This is a genomic window from Demetria terragena DSM 11295 (assembly GCF_000376825.1).
GTDB classification, from domain to species: Bacteria; Actinomycetota; Actinomycetes; order Actinomycetales; family Dermatophilaceae; genus Demetria; species Demetria terragena.
This window is the reverse complement of record NZ_AQXW01000003.1, coordinates 20,311-43,998: the sequence shown is the minus strand read 5'-3', so window position 1 is coordinate 43,998 and position 23,688 is coordinate 20,311. Positions and strand designations below refer to the sequence as shown.

Sequence of the window (23,688 nt, the reverse complement as noted above, 5' to 3'; positions counted from 1 at the left end):
GACTAGGCGAGCGGCGGCAGCGCCCGCCTCACCGTGGCGGGAGGTCGACGCACGCTCCGCATACATCGAGTCGGGACAAAACACCGGTGTGGAGAGTCCAACACCAGCATTTCGTCCCGACTCGATGGTCTATCGACGGACTGTGAGCGTCAGTTCATCTCGTTCGGGTTCGGGCCGAGGCGGTCGCCACTGTCCAACTGCTCGATCGCTGCGAGGTCGGCGTCGGTCAACTCAAAGTCGAACACGTCGAAGTTCTCCGCAATGCGGGACGGGGTCACCGACTTGGGGATGACGACGTTGCCGATCTGCAGGTGCCACCGCAGGATCACCTGGGCAGGGGTACGACCCACGCGCTCGGCGATCTCGACGATCACCGGGTCCTTGAGGATGTCGCCACCCTGGCCGAGCGGGCTCCAAGCCTCGGTGAGGATTTCGTGCTTGGCGTGGAACTCGCGCAGCTCACGCTGCTGCAACCGCGGGTGCAGCTCGATCTGGTTGATCGCCGGAAGTTCGCCGGTCTCATCGAGCAGGCGCTGCAGGTGCTCCGGTTCGAAGTTACAGACGCCGACCGCGCGAGCCTTGCCTGCGTCGCGCAACTCAAGGAGCGCCTTCCAGGTCTCGACGTAGGTGTCGTGGGCGGGGGTGGGCCAGTGGATGAGGTAGAGGTCGACCTGGTCAAGGCCGAGCTTTTCCAGTGAGGTCTCCATGGCGGCGAGAGTCTTCTCGCGGCCCTGGTTGTCGTTCCACACCTTGGTGGTCAGGAAAATCTCATCGCGTGGCACGTCGGTTGCGGCCAGAGCGGCACCGACTCCTGCCTCATTGCCGTAGATGGCTGCGGTGTCGATGCTGCGATATCCGGCGGTCAGGGCGGCCTGTACCGCGTCTGAGGCACCTTCGTCAGGCACCTGCCAGACACCAAAACCCAACTGCGGCAAGGGCGTGGTGCCCGATCCCGTACGGAGGTCAACAAGTGGGACATTCGTGTTCGTTTCAGCCATACCTCGCGCAACCAACAACGCCCGCTCGTTATGCCCACAACCACCATCGCAATCCGCCCCAAGGCGTATGACCTATGTCTCCTCGAGGCCGTTAGAGTGCGAGCCATGCCATCGCTGCGCAAAGTCCTCATCGCCAACCGCGGAGAGATCGCGGTCCGCATCGCTCGTGCCTGCGCTGACCACGGCGTCGGCTCGGTCGCGGTGTACGCCGACCCCGACCGCGACGCCTTGCACGTACGCGTCGCCGACGAGGCGTACTCCCTCGGCGGCACGACACCCGCAGACAGCTACCTATTGCAGGACAAGTTGATTGAGGTCGCGCAACAGTCTGGCGCCGACGCTGTGCACCCGGGCTACGGCTTCCTGGCCGAGAACGCAGAGTTCGCGCAGCGGGTGATCGATGCCGGCCTGACGTGGATCGGCCCCGGCCCCGCAGCCATCGACTCGCTGGGCGACAAGGTCAAGGCGCGGCACATCGCGCTGGCGGCTCAGGCGCCGCTCGTACCCGGAACGAAGGACCCGGTCGCGGGGCCCGACGAGGTTCTCGCGTTCGCCCAGGAGCATGGTCTCCCCGTGGCCATCAAGGCTGCATACGGGGGCGGCGGGCGCGGTCTCAAGGTGGCCCGCACCCTCGAAGAAATCCCCGAACTGTTCGATTCCGCAGTCCGCGAGGCCGTCACCGCGTTTGGGCGCGGCGAGTGCTTTGTCGAACGGTTCTTGGACAAGCCGCGGCACGTGGAGACCCAGTGCTTGGCCGACAGCCACGGCAACGTCGTCGTCGTCTCGACCCGGGACTGTTCCTTGCAGCGACGCAATCAGAAGCTCGTCGAAGAGGCCCCCGCGCCGTACCTCACCGACGACCAACATGCCGAGTTGGTACGCGCCTCAAAGGCGATCCTGACCGCGGCCGGTTATGTAGGCGCCGGAACATGCGAGTACCTCGTCGCGCAAGACGGTCACATCTCCTTCCTTGAGGTCAACACCCGCCTGCAGGTCGAGCATCCTGTCTCCGAAGAAGTCACCGGCATCGACCTGGTGCGCGAGCAGTTGCGCATCGCGGCCGGTGAGGCCCTGGGCTACGACGACCCGGCCCCCTCCGGTCACTCGTTGGAGTTCCGCATCAACGGCGAAGATGCCGGTCGAAACTTCCTCCCTGCGCCCGGAACCGTCACCCGCATGGTTGTTCCGCAGGGGCCAGGCATCCGCTGGGACGCGGGCATCGTGGAAGGCGACACCGTTGCGGGCGCCTTCGATTCGATGATTGCCAAACTCATCGTGACGGGTTCGACCCGCCAGCAGGCACTAGAGCGCGCGCGGCGGGCTCTCGCCGAACTGGAGATTGACGGCATGCCCACGGTCACGCCGTTCCACCGTGCCGTCGTGGCTGATCCGGCGTTCGCCCCGAGCGACTCCCAGACTCCGTTCAGCATTCATACCCGCTGGATTGAAACCGAGTTCGACAACCAGATCGAGCCGTACGCCGGCGCTCCTGGTCAGGTCGAAACCCCAGCACCGCGGCAGAGCATCGTGGTCGAGGTGAGCGGAAAACGCCTCGAGGTTTCCCTGCCTGGCGACCTCCAACTTGGTGGCGGCGCCGCGCCGGCACGCAAGAAGGCGCCCAAGCGCTCGCGTGCCGCAGGCGGCACGGCGGCCGCCTCAGGCGACTCGCTCACTGCGCCCATGCAAGGCACCATCGTCAAGCTCGCGGTCGAGAACGGGGCCACCGTCAAAGCGGGCGACACCGTGGTGGTCATGGAAGCCATGAAGATGGAACAGCCCATCACCTCGCACAAGGACGGGGTGGTCGAGGGTTTGTCCCTGGCCGTCGGAGAGACCGTCAGCGCAGGCGCCGTGATCGCGCAGATCTCCGGCGCCTGACCGCCAACTACTGACCCGGAGGGGTGCTTCCGCTGCCCTGCTGCGGCGGCTGCTGCCCGCCATCCTGCTTGGGCTGCTGCCCGCCATCCTGCTTCGGCGCCTGCTGCTGACCGTCGACCTGACCCGGCTGCTTGTCGACACCCAGCGCGCCGCCGACGGAGTCGCTGGCCTTGTTGATCTTGTCGCGGTACTTGCCACCGGTCTGTTTGTCGACCGTGGTGCCGATCTTGTCGATCGCCTGCTTGGCCTTGTCGGGGTTCTGTTGCGCGTAGGCCTTGGCCTTGTTGATCCACTTGCTGAGTGCCATTGGTTCTCCTCGGAGTCGGTCAGAATCTGCGGCTCACAGTAGTCATCCCACCTGTGATCAGCTCGTTGAGTCCATCGCCATCAGCCACCGCGTCCGACCCGGCGTACCCTTCACCCCATGATGAAGGTCGCGATACTCATCCTGATCGTGCTGATGATCGTCGCCTTCGTGAAACTGCGGCCACGACTGCGTCAGCAGCGCCACGAAGCGTGGCGACGAGCCGGATTGCTGCCTGAGCAGGTAGATCCCGCCCGGCATCGGGATGAGCGCGACTCGCAGTAGTCGGTGGGTGAGATCGGCTGTGGGGGTTCAGCTTTCGAGCGAGTGCAAGCGGCGTGCTGCCTCACCGATCGACCCGCTCATCGACGGATACACCGAGAAGGTGCTGGCAAGTTGCTCGGCCGTGAGCCGGTTCTGTACCGCGACCCCGATCGGATAAATCATCTCCGAGGCTTGCGGGGCCACCACGACGCCTCCGATCACGGTATTGCTGCCAGGTCGAGCGAAGAGTTTGACGAAACCATCATTGATGTTGCGCATCTTGGCGCGCGGGTTAGTCGACAGCGGCAGGGTGACGATCCGGCCGTCGGCCTTTCCGCTCTCGATATCGGCCTGTGAGTAGCCGACCGTCGCGATCTCGGGGTCGGTGAAGATGTTGGCGCAGACGCCCCGCAGGTTCAGCGGTGCCACGTGGTCGCCAAGGAAGTGCGCAACGGCGGTACGCCCCTGCATGGCTGCCACGGATGCCAGCGGCAAGATTCCGGTGCAGTCCCCCGCCGCGTAAATTCCGGGCGCGGCCGTCCGAGACACCCGATCGACCTGGATGTAGCCGCCATCGTTGACCTCAACACCGGCCTCTTCCAGTCCCAGTCCCGACGTCTGCGGTATGCCACCGACAGCCAAGAGCACATGGGAACCGTGCACCTCACGGCCATCTTCCAGGCTGACCACGACACCGTCGCCATCGCGCCGCGCGCCGGAGGCTCGGGAGCGATTGAGCACCTTCATACCGCGGCGACGGAAGACGTTCTCGATCACGGTTGCCGCATCGGCGTCCTCACCCGGGAGGACCCGGTCGCGCGATGACACCAACGTCACCTCGCATCCCAGGCCGAGGTAGGCATGTGCCAATTCGGCGCCGGTGACACCGGACCCGACCACGATCAGGTGCTCGGGAAGTTCTTGCAGGTCATAGATTTGCTGCCAGGTCAGAATGCGCTCGCCGTCGGGCATGGCGCTAGGCAACACACGCGGCGTACAGCCCACCGAGACCAGCACCATGTCGGCCTTCAGCGTCCGGGCCTCCCCATCGTCGGGAGTGACCTCAACCTCACGTGGACCACTGATCCGCCCCGTCCCTTGGATGACCCGGCCACCGACACTCTCTACCTGGGCTTGGATGTCCCGGCTCTGGGCCTTGGCCAACGTGAGAATGCGCCGGTTAACCGCGCTGAGGTGGGCCTCCGCGTGCTGGTCATCGCCGGTCCCCTCGAACCCGACGCCCAGGCGGCCCGCCGCCTTGAAGCGGCTCATGAAGTCGGAGGTCGCGATGAGCGCCTTGCTCGGGACGCAGTCCGTCAGGACCGCAGCCCCGCCGAGACCATCACGGTCAACCACCGTGACATCTGCGCCGAGTTGGGCCGCGACCAGTGCGGATTCGTAGCCGCCGGGCCCTCCGCCGATGAACACGATGGACTGCTTGCGGGAACTCACGGGTCCCATCCAACCATTCTGGTGACTACGGTGTGTCTGGTGAGTACCCATTCGGGCGTTTTCGCCGACCCCCAGACCGACCCATTCGATGTTGCCAAGGCCGCTGCTGAGGTCATCGCGAATCGCACCGGCACCGCGAAGCACGACGTCGCGCTCGTCCTTGGATCCGGCTGGAATCAGAGCGCCGATCTCATCGGTGAGACCGTCGAGGAGATCGACAATGCCGACGTGCCCGGCTTTGGCAAGGCTGCCGTCGAAGGTCACTCGGGTGTCATGCGATCGATTCGGATCGGCGATACCGACCGGCGCGCCCTCGTCTTCGGAACGCGCACTCATTACTACGAAGGCAAGGGCATTCGTGCCGTCGTGCATGGGGTACGCACCGCCGCCGCCGCTGGCTGCTCGACGATCGTGCTCACCAACGGCGCAGGAGGACTCAATCCGGCGTGGACGCCCGGCACTCCGGTCCTCATCCGAGACCACCTCAACCTCACCGCGGTCTCGCCCCTTGAGGGCGCCACGTTCATTGACCTCACCGACCTCTACACCCCGCGGCTACGCGAACTAGCCAAGACCGTGGACCCGGATCTGGACGAGGGGGTCTACGTGCAGCTCCCCGGACCGCACTACGAGACACCCGCGGAGGTGCAGATGGTGAAGACGCTCGGGGGCGATCTGGTCGGCATGTCCACCACTCTGGAGGCCATCGCCGCGCGGCAGGCGGGCATGGACATCTTGGGCCTGTCGCTCATGACCAATCTGGCGGCCGGAATCTCTGACGCACCGCTCTCTCACCAAGAGGTGATCGACGCTGGCCAGGCGGCCGCCGAGCGCTGCGGCACCTTGCTGGCCGCGGTGGTGGCGAAGATCTGATGGACGTTTTCGCCGCCGCGCGCGCCTGGCTGGCCGATGACCCGGACCCCCAGACCCGCGCTGAGTTGGATTCGGTCCTGACCGCGGCCGAGTCGGGTGATGCGCGCGCCGTTGCGGATCTGCAGGACCGCTTCCAAGGCATGCTGGAATTCGGAACCGCCGGGTTGCGAGGCGCCCTCGGTGCTGGCCCACACCGCATGAACCGGGTCGTCGTACGCCGTGCCGCCGCTGGACTGACCGCCTACCTTCAGGAATCACTGGGGCGAAGCGACGTGAGCGTCGTGATCGGGTTCGACGCACGCCACAACTCGGATGTCTTCGCGCGCGACACCGCGGGCGTCGTGGTCGCTGCGGGTGGCCGCGCCGTGGTGCTACCAAGGCCACTGCCAACTCCCGTGCTGGCGTTCGCTATTCGCCACCTCGGCTGCGATGCCGGAGTCATGGTGACCGCGTCGCACAACCCGCCGCAGGACAACGGCTACAAGGTGTACCTCGGGGACGGATCACAGATCGTCTCTCCGACTGACTCCCAGATCGCCGCCGCGATCGAGCGATTCCCCACGGCGGCCTCCGTTCGTATCGCTGACGATGGTTGGCAGACACTGGGGGACGACCTCACCGATGCCTACGTGGAGGCTGTCGCCTCGGTCGTGCCAGCCGACGCCCCGCGGGACGTCAACATCGTTCATACCTCTCTCCACGGCGTGGGTCACGACACGGTGCAGGAAGCATTCCATCGCGCGGGATTCCCTGCGCCACGAGGGGTTCCAAGCCAAGCAGATCCGGATCCGGAGTTCCCGACAGTCTCCTTTCCCAACCCCGAGGAGCCCGGCGCGATTGACGCAGCGCTCGACCTAGCGCGCACGACCAAGCCGGACCTGGTGATTGCCAATGATCCCGACGCCGATCGTTGCGCGGTGGCGGTCGATGACCCTGGCAGCGGCTGGCGCATGTTGCGCGGGGACGAAGTTGGCGCGCTGCTCGGCCACGAAGTGATCGCCCGACTGAGCGCCGGAGACACCCCGCCGGACAGCGTGCTCGCCTGCTCCATTGTCTCCTCACAGGTGCTTGGCGCCATGGCAGCCGCGGCAGGCCTGCGCCACGAAGAAACCTTGACTGGCTTTAAATGGATCAGTCGCGTCCCAGGATTGGCCTACGGGTACGAAGAAGCACTGGGATATTGCGTGGCGCCGGATCTGGTCCGCGACAAGGACGGCATCAGCGCCGCTTTGCTGATCGCCGCCATGGCCGCTCGATTGAAGGCCTCAGGTCGCACACTGTTGGACGTTCTCGACGACATCGCCCGCGACCACGGCGTGCACGCCACTGATGCGTTCTCGGTGCGTGTCGAAGATCTCTCCTTGATCGGGCGCATCATGGAACGGCTGCGCTCGCAGATGCCGACCACCCTTGCCGGGCAAGCCATTAACCGGACCGATGACCTCGCGCTCGGCGACGGCGGGCTCCCTCCGACCGAGGGCATGCGCTGGTACCTCGCCGATGGTTCCCGCATCATCGCTCGACCCAGCGGCACCGAACCCAAGCTAAAGGTCTACCTGGAAGCGGTCGTGGAGGTTGGCGAAGACCTCACGGCGGCACGGCTCGAGGCGCGCCGCCGACTAGCCGCGGTGCGTTCGGCCATGGGCCAACTCACGGCGATCTAGCCAGGCCGTGGGGCATACATGATGACGGCGACGCCGACCAGGCAGATCAAGGCGCCGATGACGTCATAGCGGTCTGGCTTGAAACCGTCCACGGCCATGCCCCACATCAGCGAACCCGCAACAAAGACACCGCCGTACGCCGCGAGGATCCGTCCGAAGTTGGCATCTGGTTGGAGTGTTGCGACGAATCCATAGATCCCGAGCGCAATCACGCCCACGCCGATCCACAGCCAGCCGCGATGCTCACGCACCCCTTGCCATACCAACCAGGCCCCACCGATCTCGGCGACGGCAGCGAGGCCAAACAGGATCAGGGATCGGGCGACAACCATGGGTCGATCATCGCACCGGCGGTCAGAGGCCGCGCGCCACGATCGCCTCGCCGATCTGATCCGCCTCCCGGACGAGGGCGACCACGACGCTCGGCACGATCACCCGAAGGCGAGGTTTGACCCCGCGAGCGCGGGCGGCTTCCCGGGCGGTGGTCATCGCTCGCGCCACCCGCGGAATGCAGCCGATTGTCAGCGAGAGGACCAGCTCAACCTGGTCGCGCCGGACTCCCCACCGCTGCAGCGGAACCGCCACGACGGAGATGGTTCGCACCATGTCGCTGACCTTGGTCGTCATCATGACCAGGTTGCCCGCGAGTACGGCCACCACGAGTTGTCCCACGATCTCCACCGCGCGGGCCGGACCTTGCCACCAGACCTGAACGGCAGCGAGGACCACCGCGAAAATGAGGACCACGCGGAGCGTCCGCACCAAGGCGCGCAACGGGAGTCGCGCCAAGGGGTAGGCCACCACCAGGAGGGCTACGGCAGCTGTCACCAGCCACCATCGCGGATAGATCCCCAGCACGGTCATCAACGCCAAGGTCGCGAGGATCTTGCCGCCTGCGCCGACGCGGTGCAACAGACTGGAACCGGGGACGTAGTTGCCGATCATGTTCGTGATGCCATGAGGTCGCGATAGAAGGTGACCGCGTGCGCGGGCTTCCCGTCGGCCACGACCTGGCCTTCGTCGAGCACGACGACTCGATCAAAGTCATCGAGCAGTTCGAGGTGGTGAGTCAGCAGGATGACCTGCATCGGCAGGTCCGCGAGCGTGTGTTGCAAGTGCAGCACATTGGCGAGATCAAGCAAGGTGGAGGGTTCATCGCAGACCAGGATCTGCGGGTCACGCACCAGCACGCTGGCAAAAGCCAGCAACTGTTTCTGCCCCCCGCTCAACAACTGAGCGGGGTGATCGGCGTGGTCCTGCAGGCCAAATCTGTCGAGCACCTCCCGGCTACGAGCGTCCTTCTGCGCCTTAGACATTGGAAGGTCGCGCAATGACAGCTGAATGTCCTCGGCAACCGTGGGCATGAGGATCTGCGACCCGGCATCGGTGAACATAAAGCCCACCTGACGGCGTACGTCCCGGGCCCGCTTGCGAACATCGAGACCGTTGACCCGGACCTCCCCCTCATCGGGGACGACCAAGGCGTTGAAGGTACGGGCCAAGGTCGATTTTCCGGAGCCGTTGGCTCCGATGACCCCGATGCGATCCTCGTCCAACTGCAGGGACACGTCGCGCAGGACAGCACGCTCCCCCAGCCGGTGGGAGACCGCGTCGAGCTCGATCACGCAACGACTTTCGATGTCGTGCGGTCGGCCACGATCGGTGGGTATGCGCGCACCACCGCAACGGTGACAACACTCGCCAAGCCAGCCTTGACAAGGTCACCGGGCAAGAACTGCACTGCTGCCTGCGCGACCCCAAGGAGTCCCGAGTCCAAGCGCCACGCTGACCACGGAATCCCCACAAGGTAGACGACGCCCATGCAGCCGACGACACACGCCACCATGAGCCCGGCAAGTTGGGCCGCACCGGTGAGTTTGCGCCGATGCACCTGCTGGGCCAGTAGCCCGGTCACGAACATGCCGAAGATCGCGCCGATCAGATAGCCGCCGCTGGCACCGGCGAGGACTCCGATGCCGCCCCGCCCACCTGCGGCAATGGGCATACCGGCGATGAGGAGCAGGTTGAAGATGACCATCGCCAAGGCAGCACGCCACGGTCCGAGCAAACAACCAGCCAGCATGTAGCCGAAGCTCTGCAGCGTGATCGGTACGGCGCCGAAAAAGGTCAGCCCCCCAGGCATACCGAGTACCGCGATGAGCGCGGCAAACATCGCAGCGAGGGCGAGGTCGCGGGGCGAGAAACGTGGCACGAGGACTCCGAATGACGTTGAGCGAACACGAGGAAAAGATGCTCCGAATTGAACAGCGTTCAAGAGAGCACCTGCGTAGAGTATCGGCATGCCTCTCCAGCGTCGCGACGTCCTGCACGCGGCGCGGGGCATTGTCCGCGAATTTGGACTCGGCGACCTGACGATGCGGCGCCTAGCCAAAGAACTGGGCGTGGCTCCGGGTGCGATTTACTGGCACGTTCCGCATAAGCAGGCGCTCCTGGCCGAACTCGCCGATGATCTTCTCGCCGAAGTTCCCCTGCCGGACCGCCGGCTGCGCTGGGACCGGCAACTGCACCGCCTTGGCCTCGACCTGCGCAACACCCTTCTCGCGCAACGCGATGGCGCGGAACTGGTCAGCGCTGGCCGAGCCGCGATGCTTGACACGAGCGACCTGGGCAAACGGGTTGTGGAGATCGTAGAGAGTGCGAATCACCCCCAAGCGCATGCTCATGCCGCCCGAGATGCCTTGCTGCACTTCGTGATTGGCTTCACGCTCGAAGAACAAACACACGCCACCATGGCTGAACACGGGGCTGTCCCCGCGCGGATCGGCAACGCCGATCAGGCGTACGAAGCGGCACTGACCCTCATCGTCAGGGGAGTCTGTCAGTAACGAGCTGGCGCCATTCATCGTTGTCTAGACCCGCCGCAACCAGGCTCTTTGGAGACTCCGGGTCACGCACGAAGACGTGACAGGTGTCGTCATCCTGAGCCAGCACCACATCGTGAGTGCCCAAGTCTCCCTGCCCATCCCACCGGTTGACGCTGATCAAGGCCGTCCGCGGGCTCGCCGCTAAGACCTCATCCGCCTGGCTCGATGTGTCGCCGCGATCACCCGACGGCAACCGCTCCCAAAGCCGATCGAGCGCGTCCGTCGTCTCGCGCAGGGAATAGAAGTGGATTCCGAGCGCATCGATCAGCACCTCCAGGGTGATCCCCTCCGGTTGCGGCATCAGGACAAACCGCCAGGGCCGGTCCGGCTCGGATCCAGTGACCCGTGCGTCAACCGTGACGCGTGAGCGGTGCTGGAAGGCTGTGGCGATGCCAAGGTCGCCACGAATCTTCAACTGATCCGAGCCTTCATCTGTACTGATGATGTTGCGCGCGGCGAGCGAGCGTACGGCCTCGGCGATGAGCGCGTCGGCCGGTTGCTCTTCCAGCAAATGCCGGATGCCACCAACGGCATCGATCTCTGCCAGGGTGTAGCCGCCGAGCGGGACCGGCCCGGTGCCGACGAGTTCGACCAAAGCGTCGAGAGTCTCTTGCGGGATCTCATCGGTCTGAGCGTTGGTCATGTGTCCTCCTGCTGCTCGCTGGCAGCCAGTCGCCTGACAACAGTCCTGATTTCACGCCGACCGGCCGTCACGGTGATCGGCTCATACGTCCCGGCATCGGGAAGTTCCCACTGCGGCAGCACACGATGTGCAGCGTCCAGCGCGTCGTGCGCCGATGTTCGAGGCGCCGCTTTGATGTGGACCTCGGACGCGCCGAACAATCCCCGACCGTTTCTGTTGCCCGGGAGGAATTGCAGCTCCGCCAAGGTGTCCTTGCGCTCGGGTGCGGGGAACCTATGAGCCAGGTCGGGTGCGGCCGAGGTCTGATCGTCGGCGTCTTCGATGGCCTCCAAGGCGCCTAGCAGTTCCGCCTGCGCACGAGCAGGCACCGGCACCGTGGCAACCATCGACGGCGCGAGATACATCGGCCGACGCTCGGTTTGTTTCGACAGACCCCATGGCCCCACGTTGCTCTTGGTCACCCGATAGACGATGAAGTCCCACAGGTGGAGCACGTCGTGGTAGGTCGGCAGCTTGAAGCCGTGACCCATCGCCGCTGGCGTCTTCTCCAGTTGAACCCAGGTCCCGGTTGCCGTCCGGCCGTGCAACTTCTCGCGGACCAGTGGACCCTTGAACCCCAGGTCAGGAAATTCGGCCTTGTCGATGGTCTTGTGATGGCTGGACAACCGCTCTCGCGACTTGGGGAAACGCCATTTTTCATACAGATCTGGCGCGTCGACCAGGACATGTCCACCGCGCAGAAGTTCCTCCAACTGCAGCAAATCCAGCCCATAACGCTCGAGGTCGCCAATGATCGTGGCCTCGTGGTCCGACAGCTTCTGCGAGGCGTCGTCCAACCCGTCGCGGTAGGTACCCACCCGCGCACTGATATCGACCAGACGCTGCACGCGGCGCCGGACCCGCGTCGCCTCGGCGGAGTCCACGGCTGCGGTCGGCGTGACTTGGGATGACTTCCTTCGCACGTACGCCACCGTAACGGCGACGGCCGCCTCACGACACCGCGCCCTCACGGGAGGCTCACGAGAGTTTCAGGCTGGTTCGCCGTCGATCTCTCGGATCTCGTGAGTCAAAGCGGTCAACTCGTCACCGCCGGCCATCTGCGATGTCAACTCATCGAGCGTAAGGTTCTTACGCTCCTCGTCCAGCACCAAGCGGCCGAGCTTGAGGACCGCGAAATGGTTGCCCACCAAAAAGGCGTGATGCGGGTTATGGGTGATGAAGACGACGCCAAGCCCAGCATCGCGAGCCTTCACGATGTACTTCAGGACGACGCCAGACTGTTTGACTCCTAGGGCTGCCGTGGGCTCGTCGAGAATAATCACCTTGGCGCCGAAGTAGATCGCTCGGGCAATCGCCACACACTGGCGCTGGCCTCCGGACAGCGAGGCCACTGGTCGGTCCAAATCCGGGATGTCGATGCCCATCTTGGACAGCTCTTCTCCAGCGATCCTGGCCATCTGCCGCGCGTCAAGCAGGCGCAGCGGCCCCTTGCGAATTTCGTTGCCGAGGAAGAAGTTTCGCCACACGGACATCAGTGGAGCGAGCGCAAGATCCTGGTAAACCGTCGCGATGCCCGAGTCGAGCGAGTCGCGCGGTGAATCAAAATGCCGTAGCTCGCCGCCGACATGCATCTGACCCGCGTCATAGTCATGCAGGCCCGCCATGATCTTGATCAACGTTGACTTGCCCGCACCGTTGTCACCCAGAACGCAGGTCACCTCCCCCTGCTGCACCGTCAGGTTGATGCCCTCCAACGCGTTGATATTGCCGTAGGCCTTGCCCACGTCCCGCAACTGCAGGATGGACGTCGTCGGGCCGCTCTCATGAGTCGGCGCTGTGGTGGCTTCCTTGGGGGCATTCATCGCGCGTCCGCCTTCCGCTTGACCCACACATTGGCCAGGGTCGCCAACACCAACATGACGCCGAGGAAGGTGCGGTACCAGTCCGGGTTCCATCCGGCGTAATTGATCCCGAGTTCGGTCATCGCAAAGATCAGCGCGCCGACCGAGGCCCCGACCACTGAGCCATAGCCACCGGTGAGCAAGCATCCGCCGACGACCGCGGCGATGATGTAGATGAACTCCAGGCCAATGCCCTCACCGGATTGCACGCGTCCGAATTGGAAGAGTGTGTGCATACCTGCGACCCACGCGCAGAACCCCACAAACATGTACAGGATGATCCGGACGCGGTTGACCGGTACGCCCACGGCACGGGCCGCTTCGGCATCTCCACCGACAGCGAACACCCAGTTGCCGAAGCGGGTCTTGAGCAGCACGACCGACGCGATCGCGGTGAGCAACAACCAATACAAGACCGTCGCGCGGATCGTCACCGACCCGAGCTGGAGCTCCCAGGCGAAGAAGGCCTTCGCCGAGTCATATCCGGCCATGTCGCTGATGCTGTTGGAGGCAACGTTTCCCGTGACCAAACGGGTCATACCCAGGTTGATGCCTTGCAGCATGAAATAGGTGCCCAACGTCACCAGGAACGAGGGCAATCGAGTGCGATTAAGCATCGTGCCGTTGAACGCCCCGACGGCGAGGGAGACCAACAGCGCCAGCAACACCGCCGCCCAGACATGGAAGTTGAAGTACCAGCCCAGGAGTGCTGCCGACAGGCCCGAGGACGTGACCGCAACGCCCGTCGAGAGGTCGAACTCGCCGCCAATCATCAATAACGCGACCGGAACTGCCATGATCCCGATCATCGAGGCCCCGTAGAGCACGGTTCCTAGGTTGTCGAGGTTGCGGAACGCTGGCGCCACGATGAGGAAGAAAATCGCCACGATCACCGCGCCGATCAACGACCCCACCTCGGGCCGCCGCAGCACACGGATGGCCAGTGATCGCTCGGTGACGCGATGCTCGGCGGCGCTGGCCGTACTCATCGCCGACCGCTCGCCGCGAACTTCTCCACCGACGCCGCGTTCTTGGTGTCCACGAACGCGGGTCCGGTGAGCACCGGCTTGCCGCCGCCGACGATGTTTCCGTTGTTCTTGTAGAGCCACAGCTGGTCGACAGCGAGATAGCCCTGCAGGTACGGCTGCTGGTCGACGGCCCACTGAATGTCGTTGTTCTTGATGCCGTCAATGACGTCTGCACTGGTGTCGAAGGTGACGATTTTGCTCTTGCTCCCTGCCGCGCTCTTGGCCTTCACCGCGACCAGGGCGATAGGGCCACCCAAGGTGATCACGTAGTCGATCGACTTGTCCTGTTGCAGTTTGGACGTGATCCCGGACTGCATGGAGGAGGAGGACTTGCCGTTGACGTAAACGATCTGGGTCTGGGGAATCTTCGCCTTGACGCCGGCGCACCTCTCTTCGTGGCCCACGTTGCCTTGTTCGTGAATCACGCAGAGGGGTTTCTTCGAGCCTTCCTTCTTGGCCCGGTTCCCTGCGGCCTCGCCTGCCACCCGCTCGTCTTGTCCGAAGAACGACAGCACCCCGAGGTCGGCGTATTTGTCCATGCCACCGTTCATCGCCACGACCGGAATACCCGCCGCCGTAGCCTTGCGGACGACGCTTGCCATCGCCTCGGGCTTGGCCAGCGTGATGGCAATTCCGTCGACCTTCTTGTCGATGGCTTGCTGTACGAGATTGGCTTGCTTCCCGCCTTCGGGGTCGGCCGTGTATTCAAGTTTGACGTTGCTCTTCTTGGCCGCATCCTCCGAGCCCTTGCGCACGATGTCCCAGAAAGTGTCGCCAGGCGCCGAATGGGTCACCATCGCTACGGTCATCGTGGGAGTTCCCGCCGAACCGACAGAAGCGTTTTCCCGCTCCTCCAGCGCCTTACGGCCACCGGTTGCACTGCAGGCTGCCAGCCCCAGGGCAAGTGCACTAGCGGTCACCATGACCATGACCTGCCGTTGCCTGCGTTGACTCATCGATTCTGTCCTCTCGCGGTACCCGTCCGTCCTAGGCCACAGTCTGCGGGGTGAAGGCACGATCGTGTGGGAGGCGGCAGGAATTGGCTGCCCTCAGAGCACGATGGACACCACGATCAGTGCGACCGCCGCGACGCTCACCGCGATGGCCAGGTAAGCCGGTCGGACCTCGGTTCGTGGCTCGACCTGCTCCACGACGCCGTCCTTCACACCCCGGTCATACTGCTCAATCAGGGAGCGCAGCCGCTCGGCCACCGCGCCCGCTGAACCCGAGCGATGGTCGAGATGATCAGGCGAGGCCGGCGTGAACGAGCCCAGGACCTTGGTCCCCACCCCCGCATCCGGCACCTGCCCTCGCTTCGGTCGCTGAGCGCTGATGGCGAAGGACTTGAACTCCCGGCCCTCCTTGGTCACCACCGCAAGAGTCCAGCGCGCCTCCACCAGATCGACCGCCGACCAGGAGACCAGAACATTGCGGACGACATTGCGCAGCTCCACGCCTTCGGCGTTCAGCTTCACGCAGGGTCGCAGCAGGACCACCCAAACCAGGCACGCCACCCCCAACGGGAGCAGCACCGATCCGGCTCCTCCCGTCCCGTCAAAAAATGGCGGAACTGCCGAGATGGCAAAGATCGCGCAGACCGTGAAGATCACGATGCCAGAGACCGTCGCCGAACTCTGTCGGAAGGTGCGAGCGCGCGGTCGGGGATCCTGCGGTTCAGAGGGGGCCATGCCGGATAGGCTGCACCGGTGAGTGCTTCAACTGCAACGTCGCGGGCGCGAGACCTCCTCGGGGTCTCGGCCCTGACCAACACCGCGCTGACCCGCTGGCTCCATGGATTGCCAGGCGTCGACCAGGTCGGATGCGAGGCGCGGGCCGCCTCGCTCGGCACCCGATCGATCAAGACAACCAGTAAGGCCTGGGCGATCGATACGGCCATCTCCATGATCGACCTGACCACCTTGGAGGGTGCGGACACACCCGGCAAAGTGCGCTCGCTGGTCGCCAAGGCGATGCATCCAGACTCGGGCGACCCCGACGTGCCACCCGTCGCTGCCGTCTGTGTCTACAACGACATGGTGGGCATCGCCCGGGACGCCCTGGGTGACAGCGCCATTCACGTGGCTGCGGTGGCAACAGCCTTCCCCTCGGGACGCGCCAGCCTGCCAGTCAAACTGCTCGACACCCGCGATGCGGTGGAGGCCGGCGCCAACGAAATCGACATGGTCATCGACCGGGGTGCCTTCTTGGCCGGACGCTATCGCGATGTCTACGACGAGATTGTCGCGGTGAAGGAAGCCTGCGGTGATGCGCACCTCAAGGTCATCCTGGAGACCGGTGAGCTCGTGACCTACGACAACGTTCGCCGTGCGTCCTGGCTCGCCATGCTCGCCGGTGGGGACTTCATCAAAACCTCGACGGGCAAAATCTCGCCGGCAGCGACCTTGCCAGTCACCCTCATCATGCTCGAGGCCGTACGCGACTGGCGCGACCTGACGGAGGAGCAAATCGGCGTCAAACCCGCCGGTGGCATTCGCACCACCAAGGACGCCTTCAAGTACCTCGTCATGGTGCAGGAAATCCTCGGCGATGACTGGATGAGCCCGGACTGGTTCCGGTTCGGCGCCTCAAGTTTGCTGGGCGACCTGCAACTCCAGCGGCAAAAGCTGGCGACCGGCGCCTACTCCGGTCCTGACTACGTGACGATCGACTAGCCGGAAAGCACGATTGACTATGCCGAAATTTGATTACGCTCCCGCGCCGGAGTCAACAGCCATCGTCTCGCTCAAGTCGTCGTACGGCTTGTTCATCGGCGGTGAATTCGTGGACGGACATGGCGAGCCGTTCAAGACGATCAGTCCGGCAACCGAGGAAAACCTCGCCGAGGTAGCGTGCGCGGACGCCAGCGATGTCGACGCCGCCGTCAAAGCGGCCCGCACTGCCTACACGCGGGTGTGGAGCCGGATGTCCGGTAGCGAGCGGGGAAAGTACATCTACCGCATTGCCCGCATCATTCAGGAACGCGCCCGCGAGTTGGCTGTCCTGGAAACCCTCGACAACGGCAAGCCCATCAAAGAGGCGCGTGACGTCGACATCCCGACCGCCGCGGCGCACTTCTTCTATCACGCCGGTTGGGCGGACAAGTTGGAGTACGCCGGGGTCAGCACTCACGGCGTCCCGAAGTCCCTGGGCGTGGTGGGCCAGGTCATCCCGTGGAACTTCCCCTTCCTCATGCTCGCGTGGAAGATCGCTCCGGCGCTGGCCACGGGAAATACCGTGGTCCTCAAGCCTGCCGAGACCACGCCACTGACCGCCCTGTTGTTTGCCGAGATATGCCAGCAGGCCGAACTCCCCCCGGGCGTCGTCAACATTGTGACCGGAGCGGGCGACACCGGCCGTCAGATCGTGGAGCACGACGGCATCGACAAGATCGCCTTCACCGGGTCGACCGGGGTGGGCCGCCAGATCGCCAAGACGGTGGCTGGCACCCGCAAGCGGGTCACCCTCGAACTCGGTGGCAAGGCCGCCAACATCGTGTTCGACGACGCACCTTTGGACCAAGCGGTCGAAGGCATCGTGAACGGGATCTTTTTCAACCAGGGTCAGGTCTGCTGCGCCGGCTCTCGGCTCTTGGTGCAGGAATCGGTAGCCGATGAGGTCATTCGCCGATTGCAGCGCCGCATGGGCACGCTGCGGGTCGGCGACCCTCTCGACAAGAACACCGACGTCGGCGCCATCAACTCCCGTGCCCAGCTCGACAAGATCACCGAGTTGTCCGCTGCTGGCGAAGCAGAAGGGGCTACCCGATGGTCCGCCCCGTGCGAACTCCCCGACCGCGGGTTCTGGTTTGCACCAACGGTTTTCACCGATGTGTCGCAGGCTCACCGCATCGCGACCGAGGAGATCTTCGGACCGGTGCTGTCCGTCCTCACCTTCCGTACGCCACAGGAGGCCGTGGCCAAAGCCAACAACACGCCGTACGGCCTCTCGGCGGGTATCTGGTCGGAGAAGGGGTCGCGGATCCTCTGGATGGCCGACCAACTCCGAGCCGGCGTGGTGTGGGCCAACACCTTCAACCGCTTCGATCCGACGTCCCCGTTCGGCGGTTATAAAGAGAGCGGCTATGGACGCGAGGGCGGAAAGCACGGATTGGCTGCTTATCTGCGCGATTCAGACCACGAGGGAGGTGCGGCATGAGCCCGCGACTCGATGTGCGAAAGACCTACAAGCTCTACATCGGCGGCGCGTTCCCACGCAGCGAGTCGGGGCGCTCCTATGAGGTTGTGGATGCCAAGGGGAACTTCTTGGCTAACGCAGCCATGGGATCACGCAAAGACATCCGCGATGCGGTGACCAAGGCTCGAGGGGCCCAGACAGGCTGGGCCGGCGCGACGGCATACAACCGCGGACAAGTGCTCTACCGCGTCGGCGAAGTCCTCGAAGGGCGCCGCGACCAGTTCGTGGCCGAGGTCCAGGCCGCCGAGGGCCTCACCGCCGCTCGCGCACGGGCCACCGTCGACGCCGCGATCGATCGGTGGGTTTGGTACGCCGGTTGGTCAGACAAAGTCGCCCAAGTGCTCGGTGGCCTCAACCCGGTCGCGGGACCGTACTTCGATATCTCTGCACCAGAACCAACCGGAGTCGTGGGAATCCTTGCGCCACAAGCCAGTTCGCTGCTCGGACTGGTTTCAGTCGTGGCGCCCGCCGTCGTGACGGGCAACACCGTGGTGGTCATCACCAGTGAAGACCGCCCCACCCCAGCAATTTCACTGGCTGAGGTTCTTGCCACCTCGGACGTGCCCGGCGGCGTGGTCAACATCATCTCCGGTCGCACCGCAGAAATGGCGCCCTGGCTGGCATCCCACCGCGACGTCAACGCGATCGACCTCACCGGCGCGGCCGACGCCGCCGGCATCGCCTGGGGTGACTTAGAGGCCGCTGCTGCCGAGACCCTGACCCGAGTCGTACGCCCTGCAGGCGAGGGCGCCACCGCGCGCGAGCCAGACTGGACGGCAGCACCCGACCTGGGCCGGATCCGCAGCTTCGTGGAGACGAAGACGGTCTGGCACCCCAAGGGTCGTTGATCGCCCATCAGGGAGGCACCTCGTGACCGGGCGCACGGTGGTCTTGTTGAGCGGTCCCAGCGGAGCGGGCAAGTCTCGGCTTGCCCAACGCCTCAGCCAGGAGCACGGGTGGCCGATCGTTCGCCTTGATGACTTCTACAAGGAGGCCGGGGATCCAAGTCTGCCGATGACCGACATGGGCGTTCCCGACTGGGACGACCTGCGTTCCTTCGACCTGGACACCGCGGTCGATGCGCTCGCCACGCTGTGCGCACAGGGGCACACGACCGTTCCCCAGTACGCCATCAGCACCTCCGCCGTGGTCGGCACGGCGCACATCGACGCGTCTCGCTCACCTCACGTGCTAGCCGAGGGAATCTTCGCCGCGCACGCCATTGCCCCTCTGGAGCAGCGGGGAGTGCTACACGCCGCCTACTGCATTCGCCAAGACCCGTGGGTGACCTTCGGTCGCCGGCTGCTGCGGGACCTTGCCGAGCGACGCAAGCCCCCGCCCGTTCTGCTGCGCCGAGGCCTTCGCCTACGCGCTGCCGAGGCGGGCATCGTCCAGGCCCAGTCCACCCTTGGCGCTCGACCCGCGCGGCCCGGTGAAGCCGAGGTTTGGCTGCGTGGCGGCTAGGGTCATCCGTAGGAGACGGAAGGAATGGCGAGGGTGACAAATCCGAGCGGGCAGGACCCCCGACGATACGGCGATCCAGCACAAGGACCGCAAGACTGGGCTACCCCTGGTGGCGAGCAATCTTCCGCCCAAGGGTCACCTCCGCATCCCCAACCGCAGTACCCCCAACCGCAGTACCCCCAACAGGGTTACCCGCCCCCCTACGGCCAGCCATACCCCCAACAGCCATATCCACAACAGCCATATCCACAACAGCAGTACTACCCCGCCGCCCCGCTCCCCATGGCGCCGCAACCGGGGGTCATCCCGCTGCGGGCACTGACCGTTGGCGACATCATGTCCGGCGCCATGCGCACGATCCGTGGCAACCCGGGGGCGACGCTCGGGCTGTCTTTGCTGGTCAACCTCATCCTGGCCCTACCGATCGTCGCGCTGGCGATCGCGCTAGAGAGTTTCGACCCTGGTGACGGCGTCGTTCGCACCATGTTGCAGTACAGCTCCGACAGCACCTTTTTAGTCCTCAGCCTGGGATCGCTGCTCCTGTCCGGAATGGTCACGGTCGTGGTGTCCGAAGCGGTGCTGGGCCACCGAGCCACGATCGGCCAGGTGTGGCGCAAGATCAAGGGACGCATCTGGGCGTTACTCGGCGTCGGCCTGTTGACGGCGCTCGTCCTGGCCATCCCCTTCCTCCTGATCGTCATGGCCGTCGTGGTCGGCGAAGCGATCGGCGGCGTAGGTGGCGGGTCACTTGCAACGATTGGCGTGATCGCGGGGCTCCTGGGGATCCTGTATCTCTACATCAAGACCCTTTTCGCCGCGCCCGCGACCGTCCTTGAGCGAGTGAATCCGATCGCGAGTCTCAAACGCTCCTGGGCCCTGACCCGCGCACAGTGGTGGCGAACCTTCGGCATCATTCTTCTGACCCAATTTGTGGTTCAGGTGATTTTCACCGTCTTGATGATCATCGCGGGCATCATCGGCGTGGGTGGCGTGCTAGCTGCCGACGGGGGCGGAGCGGCACTCGTGGTCTTGGCCGTCATCCTGATCGCCCTGGCCGCCGCGTTCTTCCTTCTGCTCATGATGCTGACCTCCTCGTTCATGTCCTCCGTCACCGGCCTGATGTACATCGACCAGCGCATCCGCAAGGAAGCACTCGACGTCACCCTGATGGCCGCCGCACAACAGACTCCGACGACTTAGTCCTCAGCATTGACCGTGATGTTGCCCGTGATGCACCCCGCCGACCCACCCCTTGACCCCACTGGTGAGCAGGGACGTCGACTCCTGGGTGATGAGTTGGCCAAACTGCCGTACCTGGAAAAGAAGTCGCTGATCGACACCGTTCTGGGCTGGCTGACCGAACGACTCGAGGGAGTTGCGGGAGAGGGTGCCGGCCCCCTTGCCACGGTGATCCTGGTCCTGGCCGTGTTGGCCCTGCTCGCGGCAATCGTCTACGCCACGACGCGAATTCGATCGAGCCGCAGAGTCCGCCGTGGCGCAGACGAGGCGGACGCGGTCTTCGATGACGCCGACCTCTCGGCCGCTGAGTACCGGCAGCGGGCACGGGAAGCCGAGTCCCGCAACGAGCACAGCGCGGCGCTCCTGGACTGGTTTCGGGCCATCATCCGTTCGGGTGATGAACGGGCGCTGCTCGGTGATTCCCCCGGACGGACCGCTCACGAATTCGTTCGCGTGCTGTCGCCCCGATTCCCTCACGAACGGGAAGCACTGCGGCAGGCTGCCACCGTCTTCGATGAGGTCCGCTATGGCGGGCGGAAGGTGGGAGCCGGGCACAGCACCACCGTGCGCGAACTCGACGGACGAATTAGCCAGGCACGTCCGGTGCACGGCGATGACGACGACGAAATTCAGTTGGTCGCCCCAGGGCGGTGGGCGCCATGACGAGCACAGCCCTCGCTCCGGCGCCACCACGTCGACTCCCCTCCAAACGTCTCCTGTGGTGGGTGGTCCCGATCGTTGTCGTCTTGGCGATCCTGACCTTCCTGAACATGCGCAATGCCTCCAGCGAGGACCCACTCAGCCCGCGCAATGCGCAGCCCGAAGGCGCGCAAGCAATGGCCAGGGTCCTCGAACAACAAGGGGTGACCGTACGCACGCCCACGACCGCCGATGCCCTGGACGAGGAGTCCTTGACGTCCGGCACGACGGTGGTCGTCACCAACCCCAACCGCCTAGGGTCCTCGGGCTGGGAACGATTCCGAACCGCCACCGACGAGGTCGACCGGATCGTCCTGATCCGCCCGGACACCAGCGCCTTGGCGCCGTTCGGCATCGAGGCAGATATTCGAGGCAGTGGTCTCGGGTTCGCCTCGCCAGCGTCATGCGATCTACCCCTCGCGCGTGGCCTGAGCCTCGAAGCCGGCGGCCGCCGCTACGCGCCCCGCGGCGCGTCCTCCGATCTGACCGTCTGCTTCCCCGAAAGCTCCGGCTCCGTGACCGGAGGAGACCGATCCGGGACGCTGCTGCACGCGCCCGCAACAGATGATCGTCCCGAAGTGATCGCCATCGGTTCTACCGACGTCATCATGAACAGTGCCGTTGAAGAGGGCGACAACGCCGCACTGGGCCTGCGAGCACTCGGCGGCCACGACCGGCTCATCTGGTGGAATGTCGGGGTCGCCGACATCGACTACGCCAAGGCCCCACCTGCACGCTTCCCAGAATGGGTCGCGCCGGCATGGGGCATCGCCCTGATGGCGATAGCGCTCATGATGATCGCTCGCGGTCGCCGTCTCGGAAAACTCGTCACCGAACCCCTTCCGGTCGTAGTCCGCGCCGACGAAACCACGCGGGCCCGCGGACAGATTTACCGGCGGGCCGGTGACCTAGAACGCGCCAGCATCGTGCTTCGCTCGGCGACCACGAGGCGGTTGGCGACCTACCTTCGGGTGAACCGCGACCGGGAAGAACTCATCTCAGCGGTTGCCATCGCTGCTCATCGTGACGAAGGCGAGATCAACCATCTGCTCCGGGGTCGCCCACCCACTTCGGAGTCCGAACTGTCCACTCTGGCGCGCCAGTTGCACGACCTCGAGAGAGAGATTCGACCACGATGACCGACCACCAGCCACCGGCCAACGGCCCGACCCAGCCACGTCCCGACACGCGGTTGCCGCAGGCGACACCCGTCGCGCATCCGGACAGCTCAGCACAGGCACGCGAGGCACTCTTGGCCGTCCGACGCGAGGTCGGGAAAGCGGTCATCGGCCAGGACGCGGCCGTCACTGGGATGATCATCGGTCTCCTGACCCGCGGACACGTCCTGCTCGAAGGCGTGCCCGGCGTCGCGAAAACGCTCATGGTGCGCAGCCTGGCGGCAGCGCTGTCGATCGAAACCAAGCGAGTGCAGTTCACTCCGGACCTCATGCCGGGCGACATCACCGGCTCTCTGGTCTACGACAACCGGACCTCCGACTTCCAGTTCCGACCGGGCCCGGTGTTCACCAACCTGCTCCTTGCCGACGAGATCAACCGGACGCCGCCCAAAACACAGTCGTCCTTGTTGGAGGCGATGGAAGAGCGTCAGGTGTCTGTGGATGGCGAGCCGCGCGCCCTACCGGATCCGTTCATGGTCGCGGCGACCCAGAACCCCGTCGAGTACGAAGGCACCTACCCGCTTCCCGAGGCGCAACTAGACCGGTTCCAGCTCAAAATTGTGCTTCCCCTGCCCGAGCGCGATCAAGAACTTCAGGTTCTCCAGCGGCATGCGAGCGGGTTCGACCCTCGTCATCTCGCCGCAGCCGGCATCACCGCGGTGGCTGGGCCCGCCGAACTCGCTGCGGGCGCCCACGCCGTGAAACAGGTGCAAGTCGCACCTGAGATCGGCGCCTACATCGTCGACATTGCCCGTGCGACGCGCCACTCACCCTCCCTTGCGCTTGGCGTCTCCCCGCGCGGCGCGACGGCCCTCTTGGCCACGTCGCGCGCGTGGGCGTGGCTCAGTGGCCGCGCCTACGTCACCCCCGACGACGTCAAGGCCCTCGCCCAGGCGACCCTGGCCCACCGGCTCTCGCTCAAACCGGAAGCCGAACTCGAAGGCGTCGGCGTCGGATCGATTCTGGATTCCGCGATTGGGTCGGTGCCGGTACCCCGATGAGGTCGCGCCCAGCACCGCTGACT

General features: G+C 65.0%; 26 protein-coding genes. 13 read left to right on the top strand and 13 right to left on the bottom strand.

Annotated features, from left to right (window positions below; genetic code table 11):
* Positions 1-149 precede the first annotated feature (149 nt).
* Positions 150-998 carry an aldo/keto reductase gene (locus tag F562_RS0102090; RefSeq protein ID WP_018155261.1) on the bottom strand — a complete coding sequence of 283 codons (849 nt, stop codon included), beginning with the start codon at positions 996-998 and terminating at the stop codon, positions 150-152.
* A 105-nt stretch (positions 999-1,103) separates the two neighbouring features.
* On the opposite strand from F562_RS0102090, the gene F562_RS0102085 reads away from it, so the two are divergent.
* A complete protein-coding gene (locus F562_RS0102085; protein ID WP_018155260.1) occupies positions 1,104-2,876 on the top strand; it encodes an acetyl/propionyl/methylcrotonyl-CoA carboxylase subunit alpha in 1,773 nt (590 codons plus the stop codon).
* 7 nt (positions 2,877-2,883) lie between these two features.
* Here F562_RS0102085 and F562_RS17725 read toward each other — a convergent pair whose 3' ends face one another.
* On the bottom strand, positions 2,884-3,183 hold the full coding sequence (locus F562_RS17725; protein WP_018155259.1) for an antitoxin: 300 nt from the start codon (positions 3,181-3,183) through the stop codon (positions 2,884-2,886).
* A 117-nt stretch (positions 3,184-3,300) separates the two neighbouring features.
* Between F562_RS17725 and F562_RS20705 the strand changes: the two genes are divergently transcribed.
* Positions 3,301-3,465 carry a hypothetical protein gene (locus tag F562_RS20705; RefSeq protein ID WP_018155258.1) on the top strand — a complete coding sequence of 55 codons (165 nt, stop codon included), beginning with the start codon at positions 3,301-3,303 and terminating at the stop codon, positions 3,463-3,465.
* Positions 3,466-3,492: 27 nt separating this feature from the next.
* Here F562_RS20705 and F562_RS0102070 read toward each other — a convergent pair whose 3' ends face one another.
* Complete coding sequence (locus F562_RS0102070; protein WP_169333354.1) at positions 3,493-4,905, bottom strand: NAD(P)H-quinone dehydrogenase; 1,413 nt, start codon at positions 4,903-4,905, stop codon at positions 3,493-3,495.
* Between the two features lie 30 nt (positions 4,906-4,935).
* On the opposite strand from F562_RS0102070, the gene F562_RS20700 reads away from it, so the two are divergent.
* Together F562_RS20700 and F562_RS0102060 are read left to right on the top strand one after the other, a co-directional pair.
* Positions 4,936-5,769, top strand: coding sequence for a purine-nucleoside phosphorylase (locus tag F562_RS20700; protein WP_026180931.1), 834 nt, complete (start codon positions 4,936-4,938; stop codon positions 5,767-5,769).
* Positions 5,769-7,433: a phospho-sugar mutase gene (locus F562_RS0102060; RefSeq protein ID WP_018155255.1), complete on the top strand. Its 1,665-nt coding sequence runs from the start codon at positions 5,769-5,771 to the stop codon at positions 7,431-7,433. Before F562_RS20700 ends, F562_RS0102060 begins: the two co-directional genes overlap by 1 nt.
* Here the strand turns inward: F562_RS0102060 and F562_RS0102055 are convergent.
* From F562_RS0102055 to F562_RS0102040, 4 genes are read right to left on the bottom strand one after another with little or no spacing between them, the layout of a single operon-like run.
* Positions 7,430-7,765: a YnfA family protein gene (locus F562_RS0102055; RefSeq protein ID WP_018155254.1), complete on the bottom strand. Its 336-nt coding sequence runs from the start codon at positions 7,763-7,765 to the stop codon at positions 7,430-7,432. The two genes, F562_RS0102060 and F562_RS0102055, sit on opposite strands and share 4 nt — an antisense overlap.
* A 22-nt stretch (positions 7,766-7,787) precedes the next feature.
* Positions 7,788-8,378 (bottom strand): energy-coupling factor transporter transmembrane component T family protein, encoded by a 591-nt coding sequence (locus tag F562_RS0102050; RefSeq protein ID WP_018155253.1) that lies wholly within the window; start codon positions 8,376-8,378, stop codon positions 7,788-7,790.
* Entirely contained in the window at positions 8,375-9,058 is a 684-nt protein-coding gene (locus tag F562_RS0102045) for an energy-coupling factor ABC transporter ATP-binding protein (RefSeq protein ID WP_018155252.1), read from the bottom strand. The genes F562_RS0102050 and F562_RS0102045 overlap by 4 nt, the downstream gene beginning before the upstream one ends.
* A complete protein-coding gene (locus F562_RS0102040; RefSeq protein ID WP_040385183.1) occupies positions 9,055-9,645 on the bottom strand; it encodes a biotin transporter BioY in 591 nt (196 codons plus the stop codon). Before F562_RS0102040 ends, F562_RS0102045 begins: the two co-directional genes overlap by 4 nt.
* Before the next feature lie 88 nt (positions 9,646-9,733).
* On the opposite strand from F562_RS0102040, the gene F562_RS17720 reads away from it, so the two are divergent.
* Positions 9,734-10,279: a TetR family transcriptional regulator gene (locus F562_RS17720; RefSeq protein ID WP_018155250.1), complete on the top strand. Its 546-nt coding sequence runs from the start codon at positions 9,734-9,736 to the stop codon at positions 10,277-10,279.
* On the opposite strand, the gene F562_RS0102030 is transcribed toward F562_RS17720, so the two are convergent.
* The 6 genes from F562_RS0102030 to F562_RS0102005 all read right to left on the bottom strand — a co-directional run bounded on the left by F562_RS0102030 (position 10,260) and on the right by F562_RS0102005 (position 15,578).
* Positions 10,260-10,961, bottom strand: a complete 702-nt coding sequence (locus F562_RS0102030) for a hypothetical protein (RefSeq protein WP_018155249.1) — start codon at positions 10,959-10,961, stop codon at positions 10,260-10,262. The two genes, F562_RS17720 and F562_RS0102030, sit on opposite strands and share 20 nt — an antisense overlap.
* Positions 10,958-11,923 (bottom strand): hypothetical protein, encoded by a 966-nt coding sequence (locus F562_RS0102025; RefSeq protein WP_156822479.1) that lies wholly within the window; start codon positions 11,921-11,923, stop codon positions 10,958-10,960. The genes F562_RS0102030 and F562_RS0102025 overlap by 4 nt, the downstream gene beginning before the upstream one ends.
* Positions 11,924-11,989: 66 nt before the next feature.
* Positions 11,990-12,823 (bottom strand): ATP-binding cassette domain-containing protein, encoded by an 834-nt coding sequence (locus F562_RS0102020; protein WP_018155247.1) that lies wholly within the window; start codon positions 12,821-12,823, stop codon positions 11,990-11,992.
* The gene (locus F562_RS0102015; protein WP_018155246.1) at positions 12,820-13,851 is read right to left on the bottom strand and encodes an ABC transporter permease; all 1,032 of its coding nucleotides are present in this window, start codon (positions 13,849-13,851) and stop codon (positions 12,820-12,822) included. Before F562_RS0102015 ends, F562_RS0102020 begins: the two co-directional genes overlap by 4 nt.
* Positions 13,848-14,846: a sugar ABC transporter substrate-binding protein gene (locus tag F562_RS0102010; RefSeq protein ID WP_040385160.1), complete on the bottom strand. Its 999-nt coding sequence runs from the start codon at positions 14,844-14,846 to the stop codon at positions 13,848-13,850. Before F562_RS0102010 ends, F562_RS0102015 begins: the two co-directional genes overlap by 4 nt.
* A 93-nt stretch (positions 14,847-14,939) precedes the next feature.
* Positions 14,940-15,578: a PH domain-containing protein gene (locus F562_RS0102005; RefSeq protein WP_018155244.1), complete on the bottom strand. Its 639-nt coding sequence runs from the start codon at positions 15,576-15,578 to the stop codon at positions 14,940-14,942.
* A gap of 18 nt (positions 15,579-15,596) precedes the next feature.
* On the opposite strand from F562_RS0102005, the gene deoC reads away from it, so the two are divergent.
* The 8 genes from deoC to F562_RS0101965 all read left to right on the top strand — a co-directional run bounded on the left by deoC (position 15,597) and on the right by F562_RS0101965 (position 23,665).
* Entirely contained in the window at positions 15,597-16,562 is a 966-nt protein-coding gene (deoC, locus tag F562_RS0102000; RefSeq protein ID WP_018155243.1) for a deoxyribose-phosphate aldolase, read from the top strand.
* A 19-nt stretch (positions 16,563-16,581) separates the two neighbouring features.
* On the top strand, positions 16,582-18,045 hold the full coding sequence (locus tag F562_RS0101995) for an aldehyde dehydrogenase family protein (RefSeq protein ID WP_018155242.1): 1,464 nt from the start codon (positions 16,582-16,584) through the stop codon (positions 18,043-18,045).
* A complete protein-coding gene (locus F562_RS0101990; protein ID WP_018155241.1) occupies positions 18,042-18,932 on the top strand; it encodes an aldehyde dehydrogenase family protein in 891 nt (296 codons plus the stop codon). Before F562_RS0101995 ends, F562_RS0101990 begins: the two co-directional genes overlap by 4 nt.
* A gap of 22 nt (positions 18,933-18,954) precedes the next feature.
* On the top strand, positions 18,955-19,548 hold the full coding sequence (locus tag F562_RS0101985; protein WP_018155240.1) for a uridine kinase family protein: 594 nt from the start codon (positions 18,955-18,957) through the stop codon (positions 19,546-19,548).
* Between the two features lie 282 nt (positions 19,549-19,830).
* Positions 19,831-20,748, top strand: coding sequence for a DUF7847 domain-containing protein (locus F562_RS0101980; protein WP_018155239.1), 918 nt, complete (start codon positions 19,831-19,833; stop codon positions 20,746-20,748).
* A gap of 18 nt (positions 20,749-20,766) precedes the next feature.
* A complete protein-coding gene (locus F562_RS19990; protein WP_018155238.1) occupies positions 20,767-21,450 on the top strand; it encodes a DUF4129 domain-containing protein in 684 nt (227 codons plus the stop codon).
* Positions 21,447-22,625, top strand: coding sequence for a DUF4350 domain-containing protein (locus tag F562_RS0101970; protein WP_156822477.1), 1,179 nt, complete (start codon positions 21,447-21,449; stop codon positions 22,623-22,625). The genes F562_RS19990 and F562_RS0101970 overlap by 4 nt, the downstream gene beginning before the upstream one ends.
* Positions 22,622-23,665: an AAA family ATPase gene (locus tag F562_RS0101965; RefSeq protein ID WP_018155236.1), complete on the top strand. Its 1,044-nt coding sequence runs from the start codon at positions 22,622-22,624 to the stop codon at positions 23,663-23,665. Before F562_RS0101970 ends, F562_RS0101965 begins: the two co-directional genes overlap by 4 nt.
* Positions 23,666-23,688 lie beyond the last annotated feature (23 nt).

Coding starts and splice junctions, on each gene's coding strand:
- F562_RS0102090 (WP_018155261.1), bottom strand. CDS start 998: ATGGCTGAAACGAACACGAATGTCCCACTTGTTGACCTCCGTACGGGA.
- F562_RS0102085 (WP_018155260.1), top strand. CDS start 1,104: ATGCCATCGCTGCGCAAAGTCCTCATCGCCAACCGCGGAGAGATCGCG.
- F562_RS17725 (WP_018155259.1), bottom strand. CDS start 3,183: ATGGCACTCAGCAAGTGGATCAACAAGGCCAAGGCCTACGCGCAACAG.
- F562_RS20705 (WP_018155258.1), top strand. CDS start 3,301: ATGATGAAGGTCGCGATACTCATCCTGATCGTGCTGATGATCGTCGCC.
- F562_RS0102070 (WP_169333354.1), bottom strand. CDS start 4,905: ATGGGACCCGTGAGTTCCCGCAAGCAGTCCATCGTGTTCATCGGCGGA.
- F562_RS0102060 (WP_018155255.1), top strand. CDS start 5,769: ATGGACGTTTTCGCCGCCGCGCGCGCCTGGCTGGCCGATGACCCGGAC.
- F562_RS0102055 (WP_018155254.1), bottom strand. CDS start 7,765: ATGGTTGTCGCCCGATCCCTGATCCTGTTTGGCCTCGCTGCCGTCGCC.
- F562_RS0102050 (WP_018155253.1), bottom strand. CDS start 8,378: ATGATCGGCAACTACGTCCCCGGTTCCAGTCTGTTGCACCGCGTCGGC.
- F562_RS17720 (WP_018155250.1), top strand. CDS start 9,734: ATGCCTCTCCAGCGTCGCGACGTCCTGCACGCGGCGCGGGGCATTGTC.
- F562_RS0102030 (WP_018155249.1), bottom strand. CDS start 10,961: ATGACCAACGCTCAGACCGATGAGATCCCGCAAGAGACTCTCGACGCT.
- F562_RS0102020 (WP_018155247.1), bottom strand. CDS start 12,823: ATGAATGCCCCCAAGGAAGCCACCACAGCGCCGACTCATGAGAGCGGC.
- F562_RS0102015 (WP_018155246.1), bottom strand. CDS start 13,851: ATGAGTACGGCCAGCGCCGCCGAGCATCGCGTCACCGAGCGATCACTG.
- F562_RS0102010 (WP_040385160.1), bottom strand. CDS start 14,846: ATGAGTCAACGCAGGCAACGGCAGGTCATGGTCATGGTGACCGCTAGT.
- F562_RS0102005 (WP_018155244.1), bottom strand. CDS start 15,578: ATGGCCCCCTCTGAACCGCAGGATCCCCGACCGCGCGCTCGCACCTTC.
- F562_RS0101995 (WP_018155242.1), top strand. CDS start 16,582: ATGCCGAAATTTGATTACGCTCCCGCGCCGGAGTCAACAGCCATCGTC.
- F562_RS0101990 (WP_018155241.1), top strand. CDS start 18,042: ATGAGCCCGCGACTCGATGTGCGAAAGACCTACAAGCTCTACATCGGC.
- F562_RS0101980 (WP_018155239.1), top strand. CDS start 19,831: ATGGCGCCGCAACCGGGGGTCATCCCGCTGCGGGCACTGACCGTTGGC.
- F562_RS19990 (WP_018155238.1), top strand. CDS start 20,767: ATGTTGCCCGTGATGCACCCCGCCGACCCACCCCTTGACCCCACTGGT.
- F562_RS0101970 (WP_156822477.1), top strand. CDS start 21,447: ATGACGAGCACAGCCCTCGCTCCGGCGCCACCACGTCGACTCCCCTCC.
- F562_RS0101965 (WP_018155236.1), top strand. CDS start 22,622: ATGACCGACCACCAGCCACCGGCCAACGGCCCGACCCAGCCACGTCCC.